Consider the following 17096-nt stretch of genomic DNA (forward strand, 5'->3'; position numbering starts at 1 on the left):
GCCATGCTCGCCATTCCCGACACTTGGGCCCAGGACCCGCCGACTTTCCCGAGCGACCTGTCGATGCCCTATACGCTAACCCCGGGGCGCGCCGCAGGAACGTTCGTCGCTGAGATCAAAAACCGACGCATCGTCGGGTCGCGGTTCGCCGGAGGAACCGTCGCGGTGCCGGCTCAAGACTTTTGCCCGAAGACCGGCGACAGCGATCCGGAACTGGTTGAGGCGCCGCATACTGGTACCCTTACCGGTTTCACGGAAACGGACGCGGGGATCATCGCCCTGATCCGCATCGACGGCTCCGACTTCGACATGACGCACCGCATTCTCGGAACGTCGCTCGACAGCCTCCAAGTCGGCCAGCGCGTCGAGGCCGTCTGGGGCGACGGCGAAGGCATCCTCGCCATCGAAGGTTTCCGGCTCGCGCCGGACGCCCCGCGCGGAGAGATCCGCTCGTTGCCGGACGCCGCCAAGGCGGTCGAGCAGATACCCTACCACCTCAACCTTCACTACGAGCATGCGTTTGGTCCCTATTACGGTCGGCTGTTCGACGAGATCAAGACGAACCGCCGCATCATGGGCGTGCGCACATCCGATGGTGAGGGGGCCTTGCTACCACCACGTGAGATAGACGACCTCACTCACAAGCCAACAGGAACCTGGGTGGAGCTGAAGCAAACCGGCACAGTGCGGGCGATGTCGGTGATCCATCTGGAATTCATCGGCCAGACCCAGCCGCCGCCCTATATCTATGCCGAAATCGTGCTGGATGGCGCCTCAACCCGGCTCATCCACAATGTCGGCGGCATCGACATGAGCCGCGCCAAGGAGCTGGTGAAGCCCGGCACGCGCGTTCGGGCCGTCTGGCGCGAGGGCGAGCGCACGGGGTCGCTCGCCGACATCTCGCATTTCGAGGTGATCGACGGCGAGGAATGACGATCCGGGGTGTTGGGAGGCTCGGAGCGATGTTCGAAATCCATACGCTGAGGCTCGGCGAACTCATGATCCCGCAGGGCGAAGGCCTCCTGCGGGATCCGATACACGCCTGGTACGTGACGGACGGCATCACCCGCATCCTCGTCGATGTCGGCATGCCGACCGTCGAGGAAAACAGGCGGCGGCTCGGCATCAATGCTATCGGAGGCGGTCCGGAATCGCTCGTGCGCACCTTGGGCGAATGCGGCACGGAGCCTGGGGCCATCGATATCGTCATCGCCACACATCTGCATTTCGACCACGCCTGGAATCTTGATCTCTTTCCGCAGGCCTGCGTCGTGGTGCAACGCGACGAGGTGTTCCATGCGGTTGATCCGGTCGCGACGCAGAGGATCTACTATCTTCGTGAGACCCTGCTTAGCCTTCTCGCCCGCAAAAAGCCGTCCGGACTGCGGCTCGTCGATGGCGATCTCGACCTGATACCCGGCATCCGGCTGATGAAGGTGCCCGGCCATACGCCGGGCATGCAGGTGCCGATCATCAGCACGGCCAAGGGAAAGGTGGGGCTCGTCTCCGATCTTGGCGACCACTATCGATGCTGGTTTCCGGCGGATCCGCGCGCGACGGAAAGCCCCATGCGCTTCATGGCCGGCAGCTATCTCCCCGGCAGTATCCGCAGCGAGAGCGAGCGCGTCTATCAGGACAGCATGGCACGCGTTGAGGCGGCTTGCGACATTGTCATTCCTGCGCATGATTTCCGCATTCCCAGCCATATTCCGGCGGAGTGGTTCGCAGTGCCGGCCTCCACGGCTGGCGACCTCGGCCATGGCAAAGCGGACCATTCCAAGGCGGTGGAGTAGACCATGCCCAATCTGGCCGATCATCTCTTCCGCCAGGCCCGCGAGCGGCCCGATAAGGTCGCATTGATCTACGAGGGAGAGACTTGGACCTTTGCTCGCCTCGCGGACGCCGTGCGGCGCGTAGCGGGTGGCCTCATGGCGGCAGGTGTCGGCAGCGGCACGCGGGTCGGCCTGATGACGACGGCGAGGCCGGATTTCATCATCACACAACAGGCGATCTTTGCCCTGGGTGCGACGCTGACACCGCTCAACATCTTCTACAAGCGGGCAGATCTCGCCCATGTCATCACGAGTTGCGATCTCGAAGTCCTTATCATGGACGAGGGTTTCGTCGAGAACCTGCCGGACGAGGCCGACTGCGGCGTGCTGCGCGCCATTCTCGTCTTCGGGCTGCCGACATCAACCCATCGACTCGCACCCGCAGACGGGCTGGAGTGGGCCGGGACCGCGCTCGACGAGCCGGTCGACCTGCCGGAAACAGCCATAGGCATGATGCTCAACACCTCGGCGACGACCGGCAAGGCCAAGGGTGTCCTGCTGTCGCTCGCCAATCTCCGGGCCAACTACGACCGGACGCCCGAATGGCTCGGGCTCGGCAGCAACAGCGTCATCCTCTGTGCCCTGCCGCTGTACAACACCTTCGGTCTTAACCAGGGCATCAATGCGCTGATGGTTACGGGCGGCACCATGGTGCTCCTGCCCCGCTTCGACGCGGACCGTTGCCTCGAGGCCATTGCCGCGCATCACTGCACATTTCTGCCGATGGTGCCGACTATGCTGCAGCGCATTGTCGATCATCCCGAAGCGGAGAAGCAGGATCTCTCCTCGGTCTCGCGCATCCTGACGGGCGCCGCGCCGGTGCCGGCCGCGCTGCTCGAACGCATCTATCGCGTCATGGGGCGCAACACGGTCGTGATGACCGCCTATGGGCTCACCGAGGCGTCCGCCATCGTGACGCTGGAGCATATAACGCTCGCGCCGGACGGCCGCATCGAACGGCCGAAGTCGATCGGCAAGGTGCTGCCCGGCATGGAGGTCCGCATCCTGACCGAAGATGGCCGCCCGACGACGGCGGGCGAGGTCGGAGAGATCTGCATCAAAGGCCCCAACGTCATGCAGGGCTATTACCGCCAGCCCGACGAAACCGCGGTCGCGATCCGCGACGGCTGGCTGCATTCAGGCGATCTCGGCTATTTCGACGCGGACGGCCATGGCTACATCGTCGACCGCAAGAAGGATGTGATCATCCGTGGCGGGCAGAACATCTATCCCGCCGACATCGAGGACGTGCTCTACCACGTCCCCGGCATCCGCGAGGTCGCCGTGGTCGGCCAGCCGGACGAGAAGCTGGGAGAGGTGCCGGTCGCCTATGTCTCGCTGCAACCCGATTGCCATCTCACCGCCGACGCATTGATCGATCGCTGCAAGCGGGAGCTTGCCTACTACAAGGTGCCGGCCGCCATTCACTTCCTGGCGGAACTGCCGAAGGGGCCGACGGGCAAGATCCTGCGCCGCGGCCTGAAATCGCCAGCCGCCACCTCTTCCTCAGGAGTTACGCCGTGAGCTTTGAAACCGTCCTCTACGAGATTGCCGACGGCGTTGGCACGATCACCCTCAATCGCCCGGACGCGTTGAATGCGACCAACGACACGCTCTACCGCGAACTCTCCGGCCTGATCGGCGATATCGCCGCCGACCGCGGCGTTGGCGCAGTGGTGCTGACCGGAGCGGGCCGGGGCTTCTGCGCCGGAGCGGACGTGAAGTCGATGAACCCAGACGCCAAGCTCCTGGATAGGCGGGCGCGGCATCGCTGGATCCTGCGCGACATTCTGCAGCCGCTGATCGCGTTGGAAAAGCCCGTCATCGCCGCCGTCAACGGCCCGGCCGTCGGTGCTGGCTTCAACATTGCACTCGCCTGCGACATCGTCATCGCTTCCGAGAAAGCGGTCTTCAGCCAGATCTTCACCCGTCTGGCGCTCGTCCCAGACCTCGGCGGCCTCTATCTTCTCACCCGCGTCGTCGGACTGAACAAGGCCAAGGAACTCTGTTTCACCGCGAAGAAGGTCACGGCCGAGGAAGGTCACAAGCTCGGCTTCGTGAACCATGTCGTGCCGCATGAAGAACTCATGCCGCGCGCGCAGGCGCTGGCAGCGGAGATGGCAGCAGGTCCGCCGACGTCGATCGCGATGATCAAGACGCTGCTCAACAAGTCATCGACATCGAGTCTTGAGCAGATGCTCGAATACGAGAGCTTCGCACAGACCATCGCCTACACCACGCCCGAACATAAGGAAGGCGTCGCCGCCTTCCGCGAGAAGCGGCAGCCCAACTTCCGAGGGGCGGAATAGACATGGACTTCACCTACAGCCCCGAGGATATCGCCTTCCGCGACGAGTTGCGCGGATGGCTCGCCACCAACCTCCCGCAGGGGTGGGGCGAGACCGTCTTCCTGCCGGAGGACGAGGACGAGAACGCCATGTTTCGCCTCGACTGGGAGCGCAAGCTCTACAAAGGCGGCTGGAACGGCATTGCCTGGCCCAGGGAGTATGGCGGACGCGGCGCCACACTGATTGAGCAGGCCATTTTCGCCGAGGAGATGGCACGGGCCAAGGCGCCCGAAGGGCTCAACATCATCGGTCGCAACCTGGTCGCCACTACCCTGCTCCACCACGGCTCGGACGCCCAGAAAGCCCGTTTCCTACCCAAGATCATCTCCGGCGAGGAGGTCTGGTGCCAGGGCTTCTCGGAGCCCAACGCCGGTTCTGATCTCGCGGCGGTACGTTGCCAGGCCGTGCGCGACGGCAACCATTTCGTGGTCAACGGCCAGAAGATCTGGACGAGCTTCGCGCAGTATTCGCAATGGTGCATTCTGCTGGCACGCACCGATCCGTCCGCGCCCAAGCACAAAGGCATCAGCTTTCTTCTCGTTGACATGAAGACGCCGGGAATAACCATCCGGCCGCTGCGCCAGATTTCCGGCGAATGCGAGTTCAACGAAACATTCTTCGATGATGTCCGCGTGCCCGTAGAGAACCTCGTCGGCGAACTGAATGGCGGCTGGCGCATCGCCATGACGACGCTCGCCTATGAGCGTGGCCCGGAGGATGCGCTCGGGCGTCAGCTCGTGTTCCGGCAGGAGCTCGACCAGCTCCTCGCTACAGCGGCCAAGCTCCAGCGCGGTAACCAGACCGCCATCGAGGACAGCCTGCTGCGCCAGAAGCTGGCGAAGTCTCTCGTCGCCATCGAGATCATGCGGCTGAACTGCCTGCGTGCCTTCTCGAAGAGTCTGAAGGGCGCCCCGCGCGGGGCGGAAGCCTCCATGAACAAGCTCTACTGGAGCCACGTCATGCAGGACATGTTCGACACCGCCATGGAGGTATTGGGGCCGCTCGCGCCGCTGACGGCCGGCGATGCGCGCGCCGTGGACGGCGGGCGCTTCCAGCTCGCCTTCCTGCGCTCCAAGGCCTTCACGATCTACTCGGGCTCCTCCGAGATCCAACGCAACATCATCGCCGAGCGCGTGCTCGGCCTGCCCAAATAGGCCCGGTCATGGATTTCGATTTCAGCCAGGAACAATACATGTTCCAGGACACGATCCGCGAGCTCCTGGCCAATGCCCTGACCATGGAGCATCTGCGCAACGGCGCGACCGAGGAGCTCTGGGAGCAATTGGCCGAGACCGGCGTCTTTGCCCTCCTCACCGGTGAGGCGGACGGGGGGCTCGGCCTCGGCTTCACCGATCTGGCGCTTGTCTTCGAGGAGTTCGGACGTGCCCTCGTCCCGGCACCAGTTGCCGCGGCCATCGTCGCCGGCGGCGTCATTGCGCGCTTCGGCACGCCGGAGCAGCGGGCGGAACTGCTGCCCGGCCATGGCGAAGGCCGGCTGCGCCTGTCGCCGGCCTTCGCGGAGGCCGGCACAACCATTCCCTCCGCGATGACGGCCACGGCAAGGCCCGCCGGCACCGGCTGGACCGTCAGCGGCTCCAAGATCCTCGTGCCGGATGCGGCGGCGGCAGACAAATTGTTGGTGGCGCTGCGTTTTGGTGACGACGAACTGGGGCTTGCGCTCATTGAGCCGACCCGGGCTGGCGTCGCGTTGCGCGAGCAGAATGTCCTGGACCTGACAGCGCGTTATCATGAAGTCACCTTTGACCGCGTTGCTCTGGCTGCAAGCGACATTCTCGGCGGCAAGCCCGATTCAGCGACCGTAGTGGCCTGTTTCGATGCCGCCGCCGCGGTGGCGGCGCTGCAGATGACGGGCATGGCGGCCCGAACGCTCGACGAGGCCGTGACCTATGTCGGCCAACGCAAGCAATTCGATCGCCTGCTCGGCTCGTTCCAGGCCATCAAGCATCGTTGCGCGGACATGGCGGTCGCCGTCGATGCCTGCCGCTCGGCCGCTTATTACGCGGCCTGGGCGCTGGACGAGGCCGCGCCGGACGAGCGCGCCCGGGCGGTGTCGATGGCCAAGTCCTGGTGCGGGGACAATGCCCGCTTCACTTGCAACCAGGCCATCCAGCTGCATGGAGGTATCGGCTTCACGTGGGAACTGGGGCTGCATCTCTTCCTGCGCCGCATCAAATGCGAGGAGGCCTCTTTCGGAGACGCCGACTGGCATCGTGAGCGGGTGATCGACGCGACACTGCGTTCCATGGAGCTTACCGGATGACGATGCGCGCCATGCTCATGCCCAGCTTCGGCGGGCCGGATGTTTTCGAATGCCGCGAAGTGCCCATGCCGCGCTGCGCGCCTGATCAGATGCGGGTGCGGGTTCATGCTTGCGGCGTATGCGGGCACGATCTTCTAAACCGCGCGGGCCATTTTCCACATACGCGGCTGCCAGCCGTCATGGGCCATGAGATCGCGGGAACGGTGGAGGAGGCTGGCCCGCTGGTCACGCGCTTTGCGCCGGGCGACAGGGTCGCGATGATCCAGCGCATGCCTTGCGGGGTCTGCGCGCTTTGCCGGTCCGGACGGGAAAACCTCTGCACATCCGGTCCCGGCTTCTATGGCGAAGACGTCTCAGGCGGCTATGGCTCGCATGTGCTCGCCACGGAACGCAACGCGGTGAAGCTCCCGGATTCGATACCGCTTGAGATCGCCTGCACGCTGAGCTGTGCCATCGGCACCGGTTTCCACGCGCTGCGCCGCGCGCAACTCACCCTTGGCGACAGCGTGGTCATCACCGGGGCTAGCGGTGGTGTCGGCATTCATACCGTCAAGCTCGCACGGCTGCTCGGCCTCCGGGCCATCGCCATCTCCTCGTCGCCCGACAAGGTCGAGCGGCTGCGTGCGGCCGGGGCGGCTGAGGTCGTTGTTGCGCCCGACTTCCAGTTCCACAAGGAGGTCAAGGAATTGACCGGTGGCCTTGGCGCCGACGCGATTATCGAGATCGCCGGCCGTCCGACCTTCGCCTCCTCGACACGAGCCCTCAGGGCGGCGGGGCGCATGGTGATCGTCGGCAACGTCGATCCCGGCAGCGTGGCGCTCAACCCGGCCATGGCCATCCTGCGGGAGATGGACTTCGTGGGCAGCGCCCATGCGACCGTCGCGGACCTGCAGAAAGTCATCGCACTTGTCGAACGCGGCGAGATCGCGCCGGAGATCGCCGGCGTCCTCCCCGTCGAGGACGCGGCCGAAGCCCATCGACGCATGGAGGCCCGTGGCACCTCCGGCCGCATGGTGCTCCTGCATGGTGGGGGCGGATGATGTTGGACGTCCCGCAACCGCATGTCCCATCACGCCGCGAGACCGTGGAAGTCCGCGGTCTTCGCTATGCCGTCCGTCGCTGGGGCCGTGACAATGCCCGGCCGCTCCTGATGGTCCACGGCACCCGTGAGTCATCGATAACCTTTCAGTTCGTGGTGGACCATCTGCGGGATGATTGGCAGGTGATCGCCCCTGACTGGCGCGGCCACGGGCATTCGGACCGCGCCCAGTCCTATTGGTTCCACGATTTCGTCGGTGATCTCGCCGTCCTTGTCGAGCGCCTGTTCCCCGCGCAGGCTGTGCCGCTCGTCGGTCATAGCCTCGGCGGCAATGTCGCGGGCATATACGCCGGGCTGCGGCCGGAACGCATCTCGCATCTCGTCTCGCTCGACGGCTTCGGCCCGCTCGTCGACCATGTCCCGGTGGATCCCGTCGCCCTGTTGCGGCGGCATATTGAGGCCGGGGAGCGCCAAGGCCGCGCCTATCCCGACATTGCGACGATGGCGGCACGCCTGCGACAGGCCAATCCACGGCTCACGCAAGGGCAGGCGATGCTGCTCGCCGAGCATTCCAGCGCGGAAGGCCCGGACAGACAAAGACGCTGGCTCTATACGGGCGGCTTCCAGCGCTCGCTGCCATCGTTGCGCACGATGGCAGAGTGGGGGCGGCTATGGGCCGGGATCACAGCTCCCGCCCTTTGGGTGATGTCCGAGGATACCCGCCCGAACGCCCCGGTGCGCTTTCCCGCCGAGATCGAGCGCCGTGCCGCTCTGATGCCGCGCCTCGAACGCCGCCAGATCCCGGGCACCAGCCACAACCTGCACCATGACGAGCCAGCCGTCGTCGCAAAGCTGATCGAGGATTTCATCAGCAGACCACCATGAAGGTTTCCGATCAAAAAAATGCAGAGGGAGGACAGTCGAATAATGCGCGCACGCGGTAAAGGGCCCTGACATGCTGGCCCAGCAAGTTGTGAACGGCATTGTGCTGGGGAGCATCTATGCGCTCTCGGCGCTTGGCTTCACGCTCATTTTCGGCGCGGCGCGCCTGGTCAATTTCGCCTATGGCGAAATCCTGATGCTGGGCGCGTTCTTCACGCTCACGCTGATGAGCGCGCTCGGCCTGCCTTTCTTCGCCGCGTTGCCCGCCGGCATGGCCGCCACTGCGCTCCTCAGCGTCGTCCTGTTCTACCTCACGATCCGGCCTCTCACCCGCAAATCCTACACGTCGCTGCAAGGCGAGCTGCAGGTCATCCTGGTCACGCTCGGCCTGCTCTACGTACTGCGCGAATCCGCCTTCATCATCTGGGGCTCCGCGCCGCGCAAGATCGAGATGGGCATATCCGGCATCGTCCTCATAGGCGACGTGGTGCTGACCCGCCAGCGCCTCGTGGTCATCCTCATCATGGCGATCATGGTCACCGCGCTCTATCTCATGCTGTACCGCACCCGCATCGGCAAGGCACTGCGCGCCATCGCGCAGAACCGTGAGGGCGCGGCGGCCATCGGCCTCGACGGCGACCGGATCATCGCCTTCGTCTTCGCCGTTTCGGGTGCGCTCGCCTGCGTCGCCGGCAGCCTCCTCGGCACCCTCTACGCGGTGGAACCCGCCATGGGCGGCGCCCCGCTCCTGAAGGCCTTCGTGATCGTGATCTTCGGTGGCCTCGGCAGCGTGCCCGGCGCCATCGCCGGCGGGCTTGCGCTTGGCCTCATCGAGACCCTGACCGGGGCCTATATCAGCTTTGCCTTCAAGGACATCTTCACCTTCCTGCTGCTGATCGCCGTGCTGCTGCTGCGACCTGCCGGCCTGTTCGGGAGGGTGCGATGAACAGGCTCGCGCTCCCCCTCTTCGTGCTCGTCATGGCGATCCTGCCGCAACTGGTCAGCGACTATCAGGTCTACCTGATGACGCTCACCGTGATCTGGGCGATCATGGCGCTCAGCATGGGCCTCGTCCTCGGCTATGTCGGCCAGATCAATCTCGGCCAGATCGCCTTCGTCGCCATAGCGGCCTATACGTCCACATTGCTGCGCCTCAATTTCGAGCTGAGCTTCTGGCTGGCCGCGCCCGTCGCGCTCGCCGTCGTCGTGGCCGTCGCGGCCATCGTCGGGCTGATCACGCTGCGGCTCAGAGGGCCGTTCTTCATTCTCGTGATGCTCGCCTTCGCGGAGATCGTGCGGCTTGTCATCGCCAATTGGCAGGAGGTGACCAACGGCCCGCTCGGGCTGCGCGGCATCGCGCCGCCGGAACCCATCTTCGGCATCTCATTCGCCAGCAAGACCGCCTTCTACTATCTCGCGCTCGTCGTGCTCGTGGTGAGCCTCGCAGCTCTCCTGAGGCTCGTCCGCAGCAAGACCGGCCGCATGCTGGTCGCGGTGCGTGAGGATGAGATCCTCGCGGAATTCGTCGGCATCCCGGTCATGCGGCAAAAGGTGATCGGCCTTTGCATCTCGGCCTTCGTGGCCGGCCTCGGCGGCCTCCTGCTCGGTCCTTTCCTCACCATTCTGGCGCCGAGCCAGTTCACGCTCTTCGCCTCGGTAGACATGATCGTGATGGTTGTCGTGGGCGGCGTCGGCACACTCGCAGGGCCGATCATAGGCGCGGTGTTCCTCACCTACATCCCGGAAATGCTAAGCTTCGCCAATCACTTCCGCCCGATCCTCATGGGCGTGGTGCTGATCGTCGTCACTCTATTTGCGCCACGAGGCATTCTCGGCCTGCTGCGAAGCCTCAAACGCACCCCGGCAACGGAGGCGCGCGATGGCCGGTGAACCCTTCCTCGCAGTCGACCACATCGCCAAGAATTTCGGAGGGGTCAAGGCGGTGAAGGATGTGACCTTCACGGTCCAGCGTGGCGAGATCCTCGGCCTGATCGGGCCGAACGGCGCCGGCAAGACCACGACTTTCAACCTCATCTCCGGCCTCCTGGCGCTCACCGGCGGCGAGGTGCGATTGGAAGGCCAGCGCATCAGCGGCGCCCGACCCGACCGCATTGCCTCTCTCGGCGTCGCGCGTACCTTCCAGGGCACACGGATCTTTCCGGCGCTCACGGTCCGCGAAAACCTGGAAACCGCCCTGCTGGCCCGCGCGCCGGTGGGCTTCTGGGCAGACTGGTTCGGGCTGCCGGCGGCACGCGCCGCCCATGCCGAGATCAGCGGCGAAGTCGCCGCCGTACTCGACTTCATCGGCCTGTCGGCGCAGATGGAGCGCATTGCGGGCGACATGCCCTATGCGCACCAGAGCCTGCTCGGCATTGGTCTCGCGCTGGCGCTGAAGCCGCGCCTGCTGCTGCTCGACGAGCCCTTCGCCGGCATGAACCCCAACGAGACGGCCGGGGCCGCCGCCATGGTCCGGCGCATCCGGGACAGCGGCGTGACGGTGCTTTTCGTCGAGCATGACATGGCCGCGGTGATGGGGATCTGCGACCGGATCGTCGTCGTGGATCAGGGAGCCAAGATCGCCGAGGGCACGCCGGCCGAAATCGCGGCGAACCCGCGCGTTATCGAGGCCTATCTGGGGAGCGACGAGGATGCTTGAAATCCGCGATCTCGAGGCGGCCTACGGCCCCATCGTCGCGCTCCATGGCATCAATCTCGCCATTGCCGAGGGCGAGGCTATCACCGTCATCGGCGCCAATGGTGCGGGCAAGTCCACACTCCTCAAGACGATCTGTGGGATGCTGAGACCGCGGGCCGGTGAGATCCGTTTTGAGGGCAAGCCAACCCTTGGCCTGTCCTCGGCGCGTATGGTGCAACGCGGTGTCGCGCTTGTGCCGGAGGGACGGCATGTCTTCCCGCAACTGACCGTGCGCGAGAACCTCGATCTCGGTGCCTACTATCGCCGCGACAACGCGTCGGTCCGCACAGATCTCGAGACCGTGCTCGACACTTTCCCGATCCTGCGCGAGCGCCTTTCGCAGCCGGGCGGCTCCCTGTCCGGCGGGCAGCAGCAGATGCTCGCTATCGGGCGAGCAATGATGTCGCGCCCGCGCCTCCTGATGCTCGACGAGCCCTCGCTCGGCCTGGCGCCGGCCATCGTACAGCAACTCGGGCGCATCATTCGGGACCTGAACCATAACGGCACAACTATCCTGCTCGTCGAGCAGAATGCGCGGATGGCGCTACGCCTCGCGCATCGCGCCTATGTGCTCGCCACCGGCCGCGTGACGCGCACGGGCACGGGGCAGGAGTTGCTGGACGACCCCGCCGTGAAGGCGAGCTATCTCGGCGGACATTCCGGACCGTGAGGGCGAAAGAGCTCGCACCGGGATAAACCGCCCTGTCCGTTCCGAGTCCACCGGCGGGCAGTGCATAAAGTGGACGGAGGGTGGAGAGAAGATGACGCGGATGACCTTTGGCTGGCGCGCTGCGCTCGCCGCCGTGCTGGCGGCAACGCTTTTTCCGGCAGCCATGACCCACAAGGCCCATGCCCAGGAGAAGACGGTGAGGATCGGCGCGATCTTCGCCCAGACAGGCCCCAACGCCTCGATTGGTTCGGAGGCGCTGATCGGCACCCAATATGCGATCAAGAAGATCAATGAGACGGGCGGTATTAAGATCGGCGCTGATACCTACAAGTTCGAGCTCGTTAATATCGATGACGAGTCAAAAGCCGAGCGCGCCGTCGCGGCCGCGGAAAAACTGGTGGCGGACAAGACCATCCCGGTGATTTTGACGCCGCCCTCCTCCACGACGACGCTCGCGGTTGTGCCTATCGCCGAGAAGAACGGCCGTATCGCGCTTAGCTTCGTGGCCTCGGCACCCACGGTAACCGGCCCTGACCATCCGCTGAGCTTCCGCACGACACTCAGCGCCATCATGAATGTGGCCCCGTCGATCGAATTCCTGATCAAGGAAAAGGGGATCAAGAAAATCGCCTATATTGGCCGCAATGATGACTGGGGGCGCGCGGCCGGCGCGAGCATCGCGGAAACCGCCAAGAAGCTCGGCGCCGAAGTGGTGATGACGGAATATTTCGAGTCAGGCTCCACCGATTTCTACGGCCTTCTCACCAAGGCGCGCGCTGCGGCCCCCGGGGCTGTCGTCGGTGCGGCCTTCATGGAAGACGGCGTCTCCATGATTAAGCAGTATCGGGAGCTACAGCTCAAGCAACCCTTCTTGTCGGTCGCCGTGATCTGGGCTTCTCCGGTGTTCCTGAAGGCGGCTGGAGCCGATATGGACGGCGTCTATATTTCCACCGGGCCTACGACGTCATCGAATCCTGAACTCGATGCTTTCCGCGCGGCATTCAAGGCCGAGACCGGCGCGGAGGCCCTGCCCTTCAGCATCACGGCCGTGGACAACGTCAATCTCATCGCCGAAGCGATGAGGACTGCTGGCACCACCGATCCGCAGAAGGTCGCCGACGCCCTGCGCAAAAGTACCTACAAGGGGCTCCTGCAGACCTACAAGTTCGACGGCGGCACACAGTCCGACGTTGTCATCAACGTCAATGAGGTGAAGGACGGCAAGGTCGGCGTCATCTCCTCCCTGACGACCCGGTAGCGGCGCAGCCAAGTCCCGCCTGACCAGTCGGTTCAGGCGGGGCAACGCAACCTGCGAGATGTCCATGGATCATTACATCAAGAAGATCGCTTTCCTCATGGCCAAACCCGGCCTGTCGGACGAGGCTTTTAAGCATCACTGGCGTGAGATCCACGGTCCTCTCGTCGCCGGCTCGGAAGGTTACAGTATCTGGCGCCTGCGCTACGCGCAAAACCATGTCGTCGCGCAAGGCCCCGTCGGTTCCCCCTTCACCTTCGCCGGCATGGCGGAGTTCTGGTTGCCGGGTGTCTCGCCAAACGAGGACGCCTTCTCGGCGACGGACATCTACCGGGACCGGATCGCACCCGACGAGCGCAATTTCATCGACATGAACCGGACGATCTCCTTCGCGGCCACTGAGCAGGTGCTGAAAGCCGGCGAAGCACCCATAAAGGTCGTGATCTTCTCCCGGCGTCGCGCTGGTATCGCCGAGGCCGACCTGCGCGGGCTGATCGCGCCAATGTCAGGCCGCTCGGGCGGCAGCTCTCCGCAGGGATGGCGGCTCGACCATGCGATCGCGGGATCGTTCCGCCTTCCCGGCGCAGCCCGGACCGAGCCGCTCGCCATCGACTGCATGGAGGCGCTCTGGTTCAATAGCAATGACGACATGCACGCTCATTTCCGCGAAACGCGGGACGAGCGGGCGAAGCTGTTCGCCGCCGAAGGACAAATGTCCTTCATCGCCGACGAACATGTCTTCCACGATACACTCAACGGTCGATGAAGCGCGCCTTTCGCCCTTCGAGAAAGGCGCGCACGCCCTCGCCGCTGTCGACGCCCGCGACGAGGTTGGCCGAAAGCGATTGACAGTCGAGATAGGTGTCCATCCAGTCCTGGCCGGCCTCGGCGATCGAAGCGACCTTGCGCGCGCGGATGGCGGGCATGCTCTTTCCCGCTATCGCCCGCGCAAGCTCCATGGCCTTGGCCTGCACATCCGCGCGCGGCACCACATAGTTGAAGAAGCCCGTCGTCTCGAGCTGCCGTGCCGTGAAGCGCGCGCCCGTGAAATACATCTCGCGGATCTTCGCCTGCGGCACGCTGAGCGATGCCAGAAGCCCCGAACCGCCGCCGACGAGACCATAGTCGATCTCGGGACAGGCGAAGACCGCATCCTCGGCCGCGATGCGGAGATCGCACAGCGCCGCCAGGATGACGCCGACGCCGATGGCCGCACCATTGATCGCGGCGATGATGGGCCGTTCGAGATTGCCGAGCCGTGGGATCTGCTCGTTGATGAAGCGGTAGCGCTCCTTGCGCTTCTCGCTGGTCATACCGACGAAATCATTGAGATCGGCGCCACCGCACCACGCCTTCGCCCCCTCGGGCGCCGTGAGCACCACGACGCGGATTTCGGGCTCCGCCTCGATGGCGCCGCAGAGCGCGCCGATGTCCTCATAGACCGAGATCGACACCGCGTTGACCGGCGGACGCGCGAAGACCACCGAGGCGACACCGTCGACATCGACCGTCAGTGTGAAAGAACCGAACTTGTGCTGCATGACAACGCCTCAAACGAGCGGGATCGGCAGGCGATAGACGCGCACCGCGGTGTTGTGGAACAGGGCGGCCTTCTCGACGGCGCTGGCGCCGGCGGCAAGCCGCTTGAAGGCGTTCCACACGACGGAATAGGAGAACATCCCCTTGTCGACGGGGAAGTTGCTCTCGAACATGCAGCGCTCCACGCCGAAGGCCTCGATCGCGGTCTCGACCAGCGGCCGCCAGGCTCGGGCCAGATCCTCCGAGGATGGCGGACGTGGGCCCTCATGCCAGGTCGCGCCCGTCACCACCATGCCCATGCCGCCCATCTTGATCGCGACATTGGGGCAGGCAGCGAGCAGGCGGATGTTCTCCCGCCATTGGCGGAACGTCTCGTCCTCACGCCCCTTGTATGGGCCGACGCCGAGAGGACAACCGAAATGGTCCAGCACGATGGCGAGTTCTGGTAGTAATCGCGCCACCTCGATCAGATCCGAGAGCTGGCTGTGGTAGAGCATCGCGTCAAAGCTCAAACCATTGCGGGCGACAGTCGCCAAACCTTCTCGGAAGTCGATGCGCTTCAGGAGCCCTTCCGGTGAGGGCCGTAGCGCGATGCCATTCGGGAAATGGGGGTCGCGCGTCACGAGATGCCGCACGCCGCGGAACCGGCCGGGTGATGCCGCGCTATGCGCCGCGAGCACGCGCTCCACCGCACCGCCGAGCGTAAGGTCGGCCTTGCCGACGATGCCGCGGCAGAGCCCGCGATCGGCAAGATCGGGCCGCGCCGCGAGGGCTTTTTCAATGGCCTCGGTCTCGCCGACAGGCTTCAGCTCGTCCGGGCCATCGGCGCGATAACTGGAATGGGCCTCGACGAAGACGGTCGCGACCACACGGTGGCCCTGCCCGACATCCGCGGCGAGATCCGCGACAGCGTAGGGATTGCCTTCCTGCGCCCAGATATGATGGTGCGGATCGACGATAGGTAGGGACTTATCGAGAATCTCCTCATCCTGAAGGGCGAGCCAATCAGCCCGCGGGTTGGGGTAGCGGAGAGCTCCGGTAAATTCGAGCGCCATCGGCGTCCTCCCTGAAATCGAAGTTTATTCGGTAATATCGCGCTCCACTTGGCCGTGTCAAAGCGCCTGTCGATCTTTCGCCGGCTATGACCGGCGCAGACAGGTGCGATCGCCTTACACCATATGAAATCATGGGATTAGACACCGGCGCAAGGGGGGCTCCTGACAAGCTTCCGTGCAGGCGAAAGCATTGACAAAGAAGCGGCAAGGATCTAACACGAAAATAATTCGGAATAAAATGCTATCGCACATACAGTGATGCCGCCACCCACACCGCGGCCATTTCCGAGGGAGGACACCATGAAGCATGTGACGCGGGGACTCGCGGCATTTCTATTGACGGCCACTCTGGCAACGGCGCCAGCCTGGGCTGACAGCACCGGCGTCACCGCCGATACGATCACGCTGGGTTCTTGGTCAGCCTTGACCGGCCCGTTCGCGGTGTATGGCGTGCCAGGGGTCGCGGGGCAGACGGCTTTCTACGGCAAGTTGAACGCCGAAGGCGGCATCAACGGCCGCAAGATCCGTGTGATCACCGAGGATCACGCCTACAATCCGCAGCAGGCCGTGGCCGCCGCGCGCAAGCTCGTCAACCGCGACAAGGTGCTCGCCATTCAGGGCGCCTATGGCACGGGCCCGAGCGCCGCCGCATTCCCTTATCTTCAGCAGGAGAGCGCTCCCTTCGTCATGCCCTATGCCGGGGCGCTCGACTGGTACGAGCCGCCGCGGCCTCTCCTCGTCGGCGCGCAGACCCTCCTTGATTATCAGGCGCGGGCCGTCGGCCGCTGGGCCGGAAAGGACGGACATAAGAACGTCGCGGTGGTGCATGCCGCTGTTGCCGCCTATGAAAAGGTGGCATCAAATGTGGGGCCAGGCGTCAAGTCAGCTTCCCCGGACGCAACCGTGACGATGGTCCCGGTCAAGCTCGGCACGACGGACTACGCGCCGATCGCGCTTGAACTGGCCGGAAAGGCACCTGACGCCGTTGTCTTCATTGGCACGATGCAGGAACTCGCGGCTCTCGCGAAGGAATTGCGGCAGCAGAAGGTCAAGACGAGCCTCTACACCTATGGCGGCAACGTCGCCAATGATCTTATTACCCTGGGCGGAGAGGCCGTCGAGGGGCTGCGCAGTGTCTCACTGACGCTGCCCGTGACAAGCGATGCGCCTGCCGTCGCGGCTTATCGCGAGGCGCTCGCCAAATTCGCGCCGAATGAAAAGCCAGACTACGGCTCCCTCCTGACCTACGCCCTCGCGATGGTGACTGCCGAGGCGATCCGCAACGCCGGCGAGCCACTGACGCGCGAGAGCCTGATGACAGGCTTCAACAAGCTGAGGGATTTCGACACGGGCATCATCGGCAAGGTGACGATCACTCCTGAGCGCCGTCTCGGCACCACGGAAGTCATTCCGGTCGAGATCAAAGGCGGCCAGTGGGTTACCGCCGGCACCTTCGTGGACGCCCTGTCCAATTGGTAGCGCGATCATAGCAGGAGCCAG

17 protein-coding genes are annotated in these 17096 nt (G+C 64.6%); 15 read left to right on the plus strand and 2 right to left on the minus strand.

Translation table 11 applies throughout. The features are described from left to right. Nucleotides 1-3 precede the first annotated feature (3 nt). The 14 genes from KIO74_RS25755 to KIO74_RS25820 all read left to right on the plus strand — a co-directional run bounded on the left by KIO74_RS25755 (nucleotide 4) and on the right by KIO74_RS25820 (nucleotide 13768). Nucleotides 4-933 carry a Zn-ribbon domain-containing OB-fold protein gene (locus KIO74_RS25755; protein WP_213337894.1) on the plus strand — a complete coding sequence of 310 codons (930 nt, stop codon included), beginning with the start codon at nucleotides 4-6 and terminating at the stop codon, nucleotides 931-933. Between the two features lie 29 nt (nucleotides 934-962). Next, nucleotides 963-1793 (plus strand): MBL fold metallo-hydrolase, encoded by an 831-nt coding sequence (locus tag KIO74_RS25760; protein WP_213337895.1) that lies wholly within the window; start codon nucleotides 963-965, stop codon nucleotides 1791-1793. 3 nt (nucleotides 1794-1796) lie between these two features. Then, nucleotides 1797-3356 (plus strand): class I adenylate-forming enzyme family protein, encoded by a 1560-nt coding sequence (locus tag KIO74_RS25765; RefSeq protein ID WP_213337896.1) that lies wholly within the window; start codon nucleotides 1797-1799, stop codon nucleotides 3354-3356. Beyond that, nucleotides 3353-4141 (plus strand): enoyl-CoA hydratase/isomerase family protein, encoded by a 789-nt coding sequence (locus tag KIO74_RS25770; protein ID WP_213337897.1) that lies wholly within the window; start codon nucleotides 3353-3355, stop codon nucleotides 4139-4141. Before KIO74_RS25765 ends, KIO74_RS25770 begins: the two co-directional genes overlap by 4 nt. Before the next feature lie 2 nt (nucleotides 4142-4143). Further along, nucleotides 4144-5334, plus strand: a complete 1191-nt coding sequence (locus KIO74_RS25775; RefSeq protein WP_213337898.1) for an acyl-CoA dehydrogenase — start codon at nucleotides 4144-4146, stop codon at nucleotides 5332-5334. Between the two features lie 8 nt (nucleotides 5335-5342). Further along, entirely contained in the window at nucleotides 5343-6461 is a 1119-nt protein-coding gene (locus tag KIO74_RS25780) for an acyl-CoA dehydrogenase family protein (protein ID WP_283772189.1), read from the plus strand. Beyond that, on the plus strand, nucleotides 6458-7501 hold the full coding sequence (locus tag KIO74_RS25785) for an alcohol dehydrogenase catalytic domain-containing protein (RefSeq protein ID WP_213337900.1): 1044 nt from the start codon (nucleotides 6458-6460) through the stop codon (nucleotides 7499-7501). The genes KIO74_RS25780 and KIO74_RS25785 overlap by 4 nt, the downstream gene beginning before the upstream one ends. Next, the gene (locus KIO74_RS25790) at nucleotides 7498-8385 is read left to right on the plus strand and encodes an alpha/beta fold hydrolase (protein ID WP_213337902.1); all 888 of its coding nucleotides are present in this window, start codon (nucleotides 7498-7500) and stop codon (nucleotides 8383-8385) included. Before KIO74_RS25785 ends, KIO74_RS25790 begins: the two co-directional genes overlap by 4 nt. Nucleotides 8386-8455: 70 nt before the next feature. Continuing rightward, nucleotides 8456-9328: a branched-chain amino acid ABC transporter permease gene (locus tag KIO74_RS25795; protein ID WP_213337903.1), complete on the plus strand. Its 873-nt coding sequence runs from the start codon at nucleotides 8456-8458 to the stop codon at nucleotides 9326-9328. Beyond that, nucleotides 9325-10272 (plus strand): branched-chain amino acid ABC transporter permease, encoded by a 948-nt coding sequence (locus KIO74_RS25800; protein ID WP_213337904.1) that lies wholly within the window; start codon nucleotides 9325-9327, stop codon nucleotides 10270-10272. Before KIO74_RS25795 ends, KIO74_RS25800 begins: the two co-directional genes overlap by 4 nt. Continuing rightward, nucleotides 10262-11038 (plus strand): ABC transporter ATP-binding protein, encoded by a 777-nt coding sequence (locus tag KIO74_RS25805; protein WP_213337905.1) that lies wholly within the window; start codon nucleotides 10262-10264, stop codon nucleotides 11036-11038. Before KIO74_RS25800 ends, KIO74_RS25805 begins: the two co-directional genes overlap by 11 nt. Beyond that, nucleotides 11031-11747 carry an ABC transporter ATP-binding protein gene (locus tag KIO74_RS25810; protein ID WP_213337906.1) on the plus strand — a complete coding sequence of 239 codons (717 nt, stop codon included), beginning with the start codon at nucleotides 11031-11033 and terminating at the stop codon, nucleotides 11745-11747. The genes KIO74_RS25805 and KIO74_RS25810 overlap by 8 nt, the downstream gene beginning before the upstream one ends. 91 nt (nucleotides 11748-11838) lie before the next feature. Next, nucleotides 11839-13005, plus strand: a complete 1167-nt coding sequence (locus tag KIO74_RS25815; protein WP_213337907.1) for an ABC transporter substrate-binding protein — start codon at nucleotides 11839-11841, stop codon at nucleotides 13003-13005. A 64-nt stretch (nucleotides 13006-13069) separates the two neighbouring features. Beyond that, nucleotides 13070-13768 carry an EthD domain-containing protein gene (locus KIO74_RS25820; protein WP_213337908.1) on the plus strand — a complete coding sequence of 233 codons (699 nt, stop codon included), beginning with the start codon at nucleotides 13070-13072 and terminating at the stop codon, nucleotides 13766-13768. On the opposite strand, the gene KIO74_RS25825 is transcribed toward KIO74_RS25820, so the two are convergent. Together KIO74_RS25825 and KIO74_RS25830 are read right to left on the minus strand one after the other, a co-directional pair. Then, on the minus strand, nucleotides 13755-14543 hold the full coding sequence (locus KIO74_RS25825; protein ID WP_213337909.1) for an enoyl-CoA hydratase/isomerase family protein: 789 nt from the start codon (nucleotides 14541-14543) through the stop codon (nucleotides 13755-13757). The genes KIO74_RS25820 and KIO74_RS25825 overlap by 14 nt on opposite strands. A gap of 9 nt (nucleotides 14544-14552) precedes the next feature. After that, on the minus strand, nucleotides 14553-15596 hold the full coding sequence (locus KIO74_RS25830) for an amidohydrolase family protein (protein WP_213337910.1): 1044 nt from the start codon (nucleotides 15594-15596) through the stop codon (nucleotides 14553-14555). 300 nt (nucleotides 15597-15896) lie between these two features. On the opposite strand from KIO74_RS25830, the gene KIO74_RS25835 reads away from it, so the two are divergent. Then, on the plus strand, nucleotides 15897-17075 hold the full coding sequence (locus tag KIO74_RS25835; protein WP_213337911.1) for an ABC transporter substrate-binding protein: 1179 nt from the start codon (nucleotides 15897-15899) through the stop codon (nucleotides 17073-17075). Nucleotides 17076-17096: the final 21 nt, after the last annotated feature.

Origin of the sequence: Chelatococcus sp. HY11 (genome assembly GCF_018398335.1) — a bacterium.
In the GTDB taxonomy this organism is placed as follows: Bacteria; Pseudomonadota; Alphaproteobacteria; order Rhizobiales; family Beijerinckiaceae; genus Chelatococcus.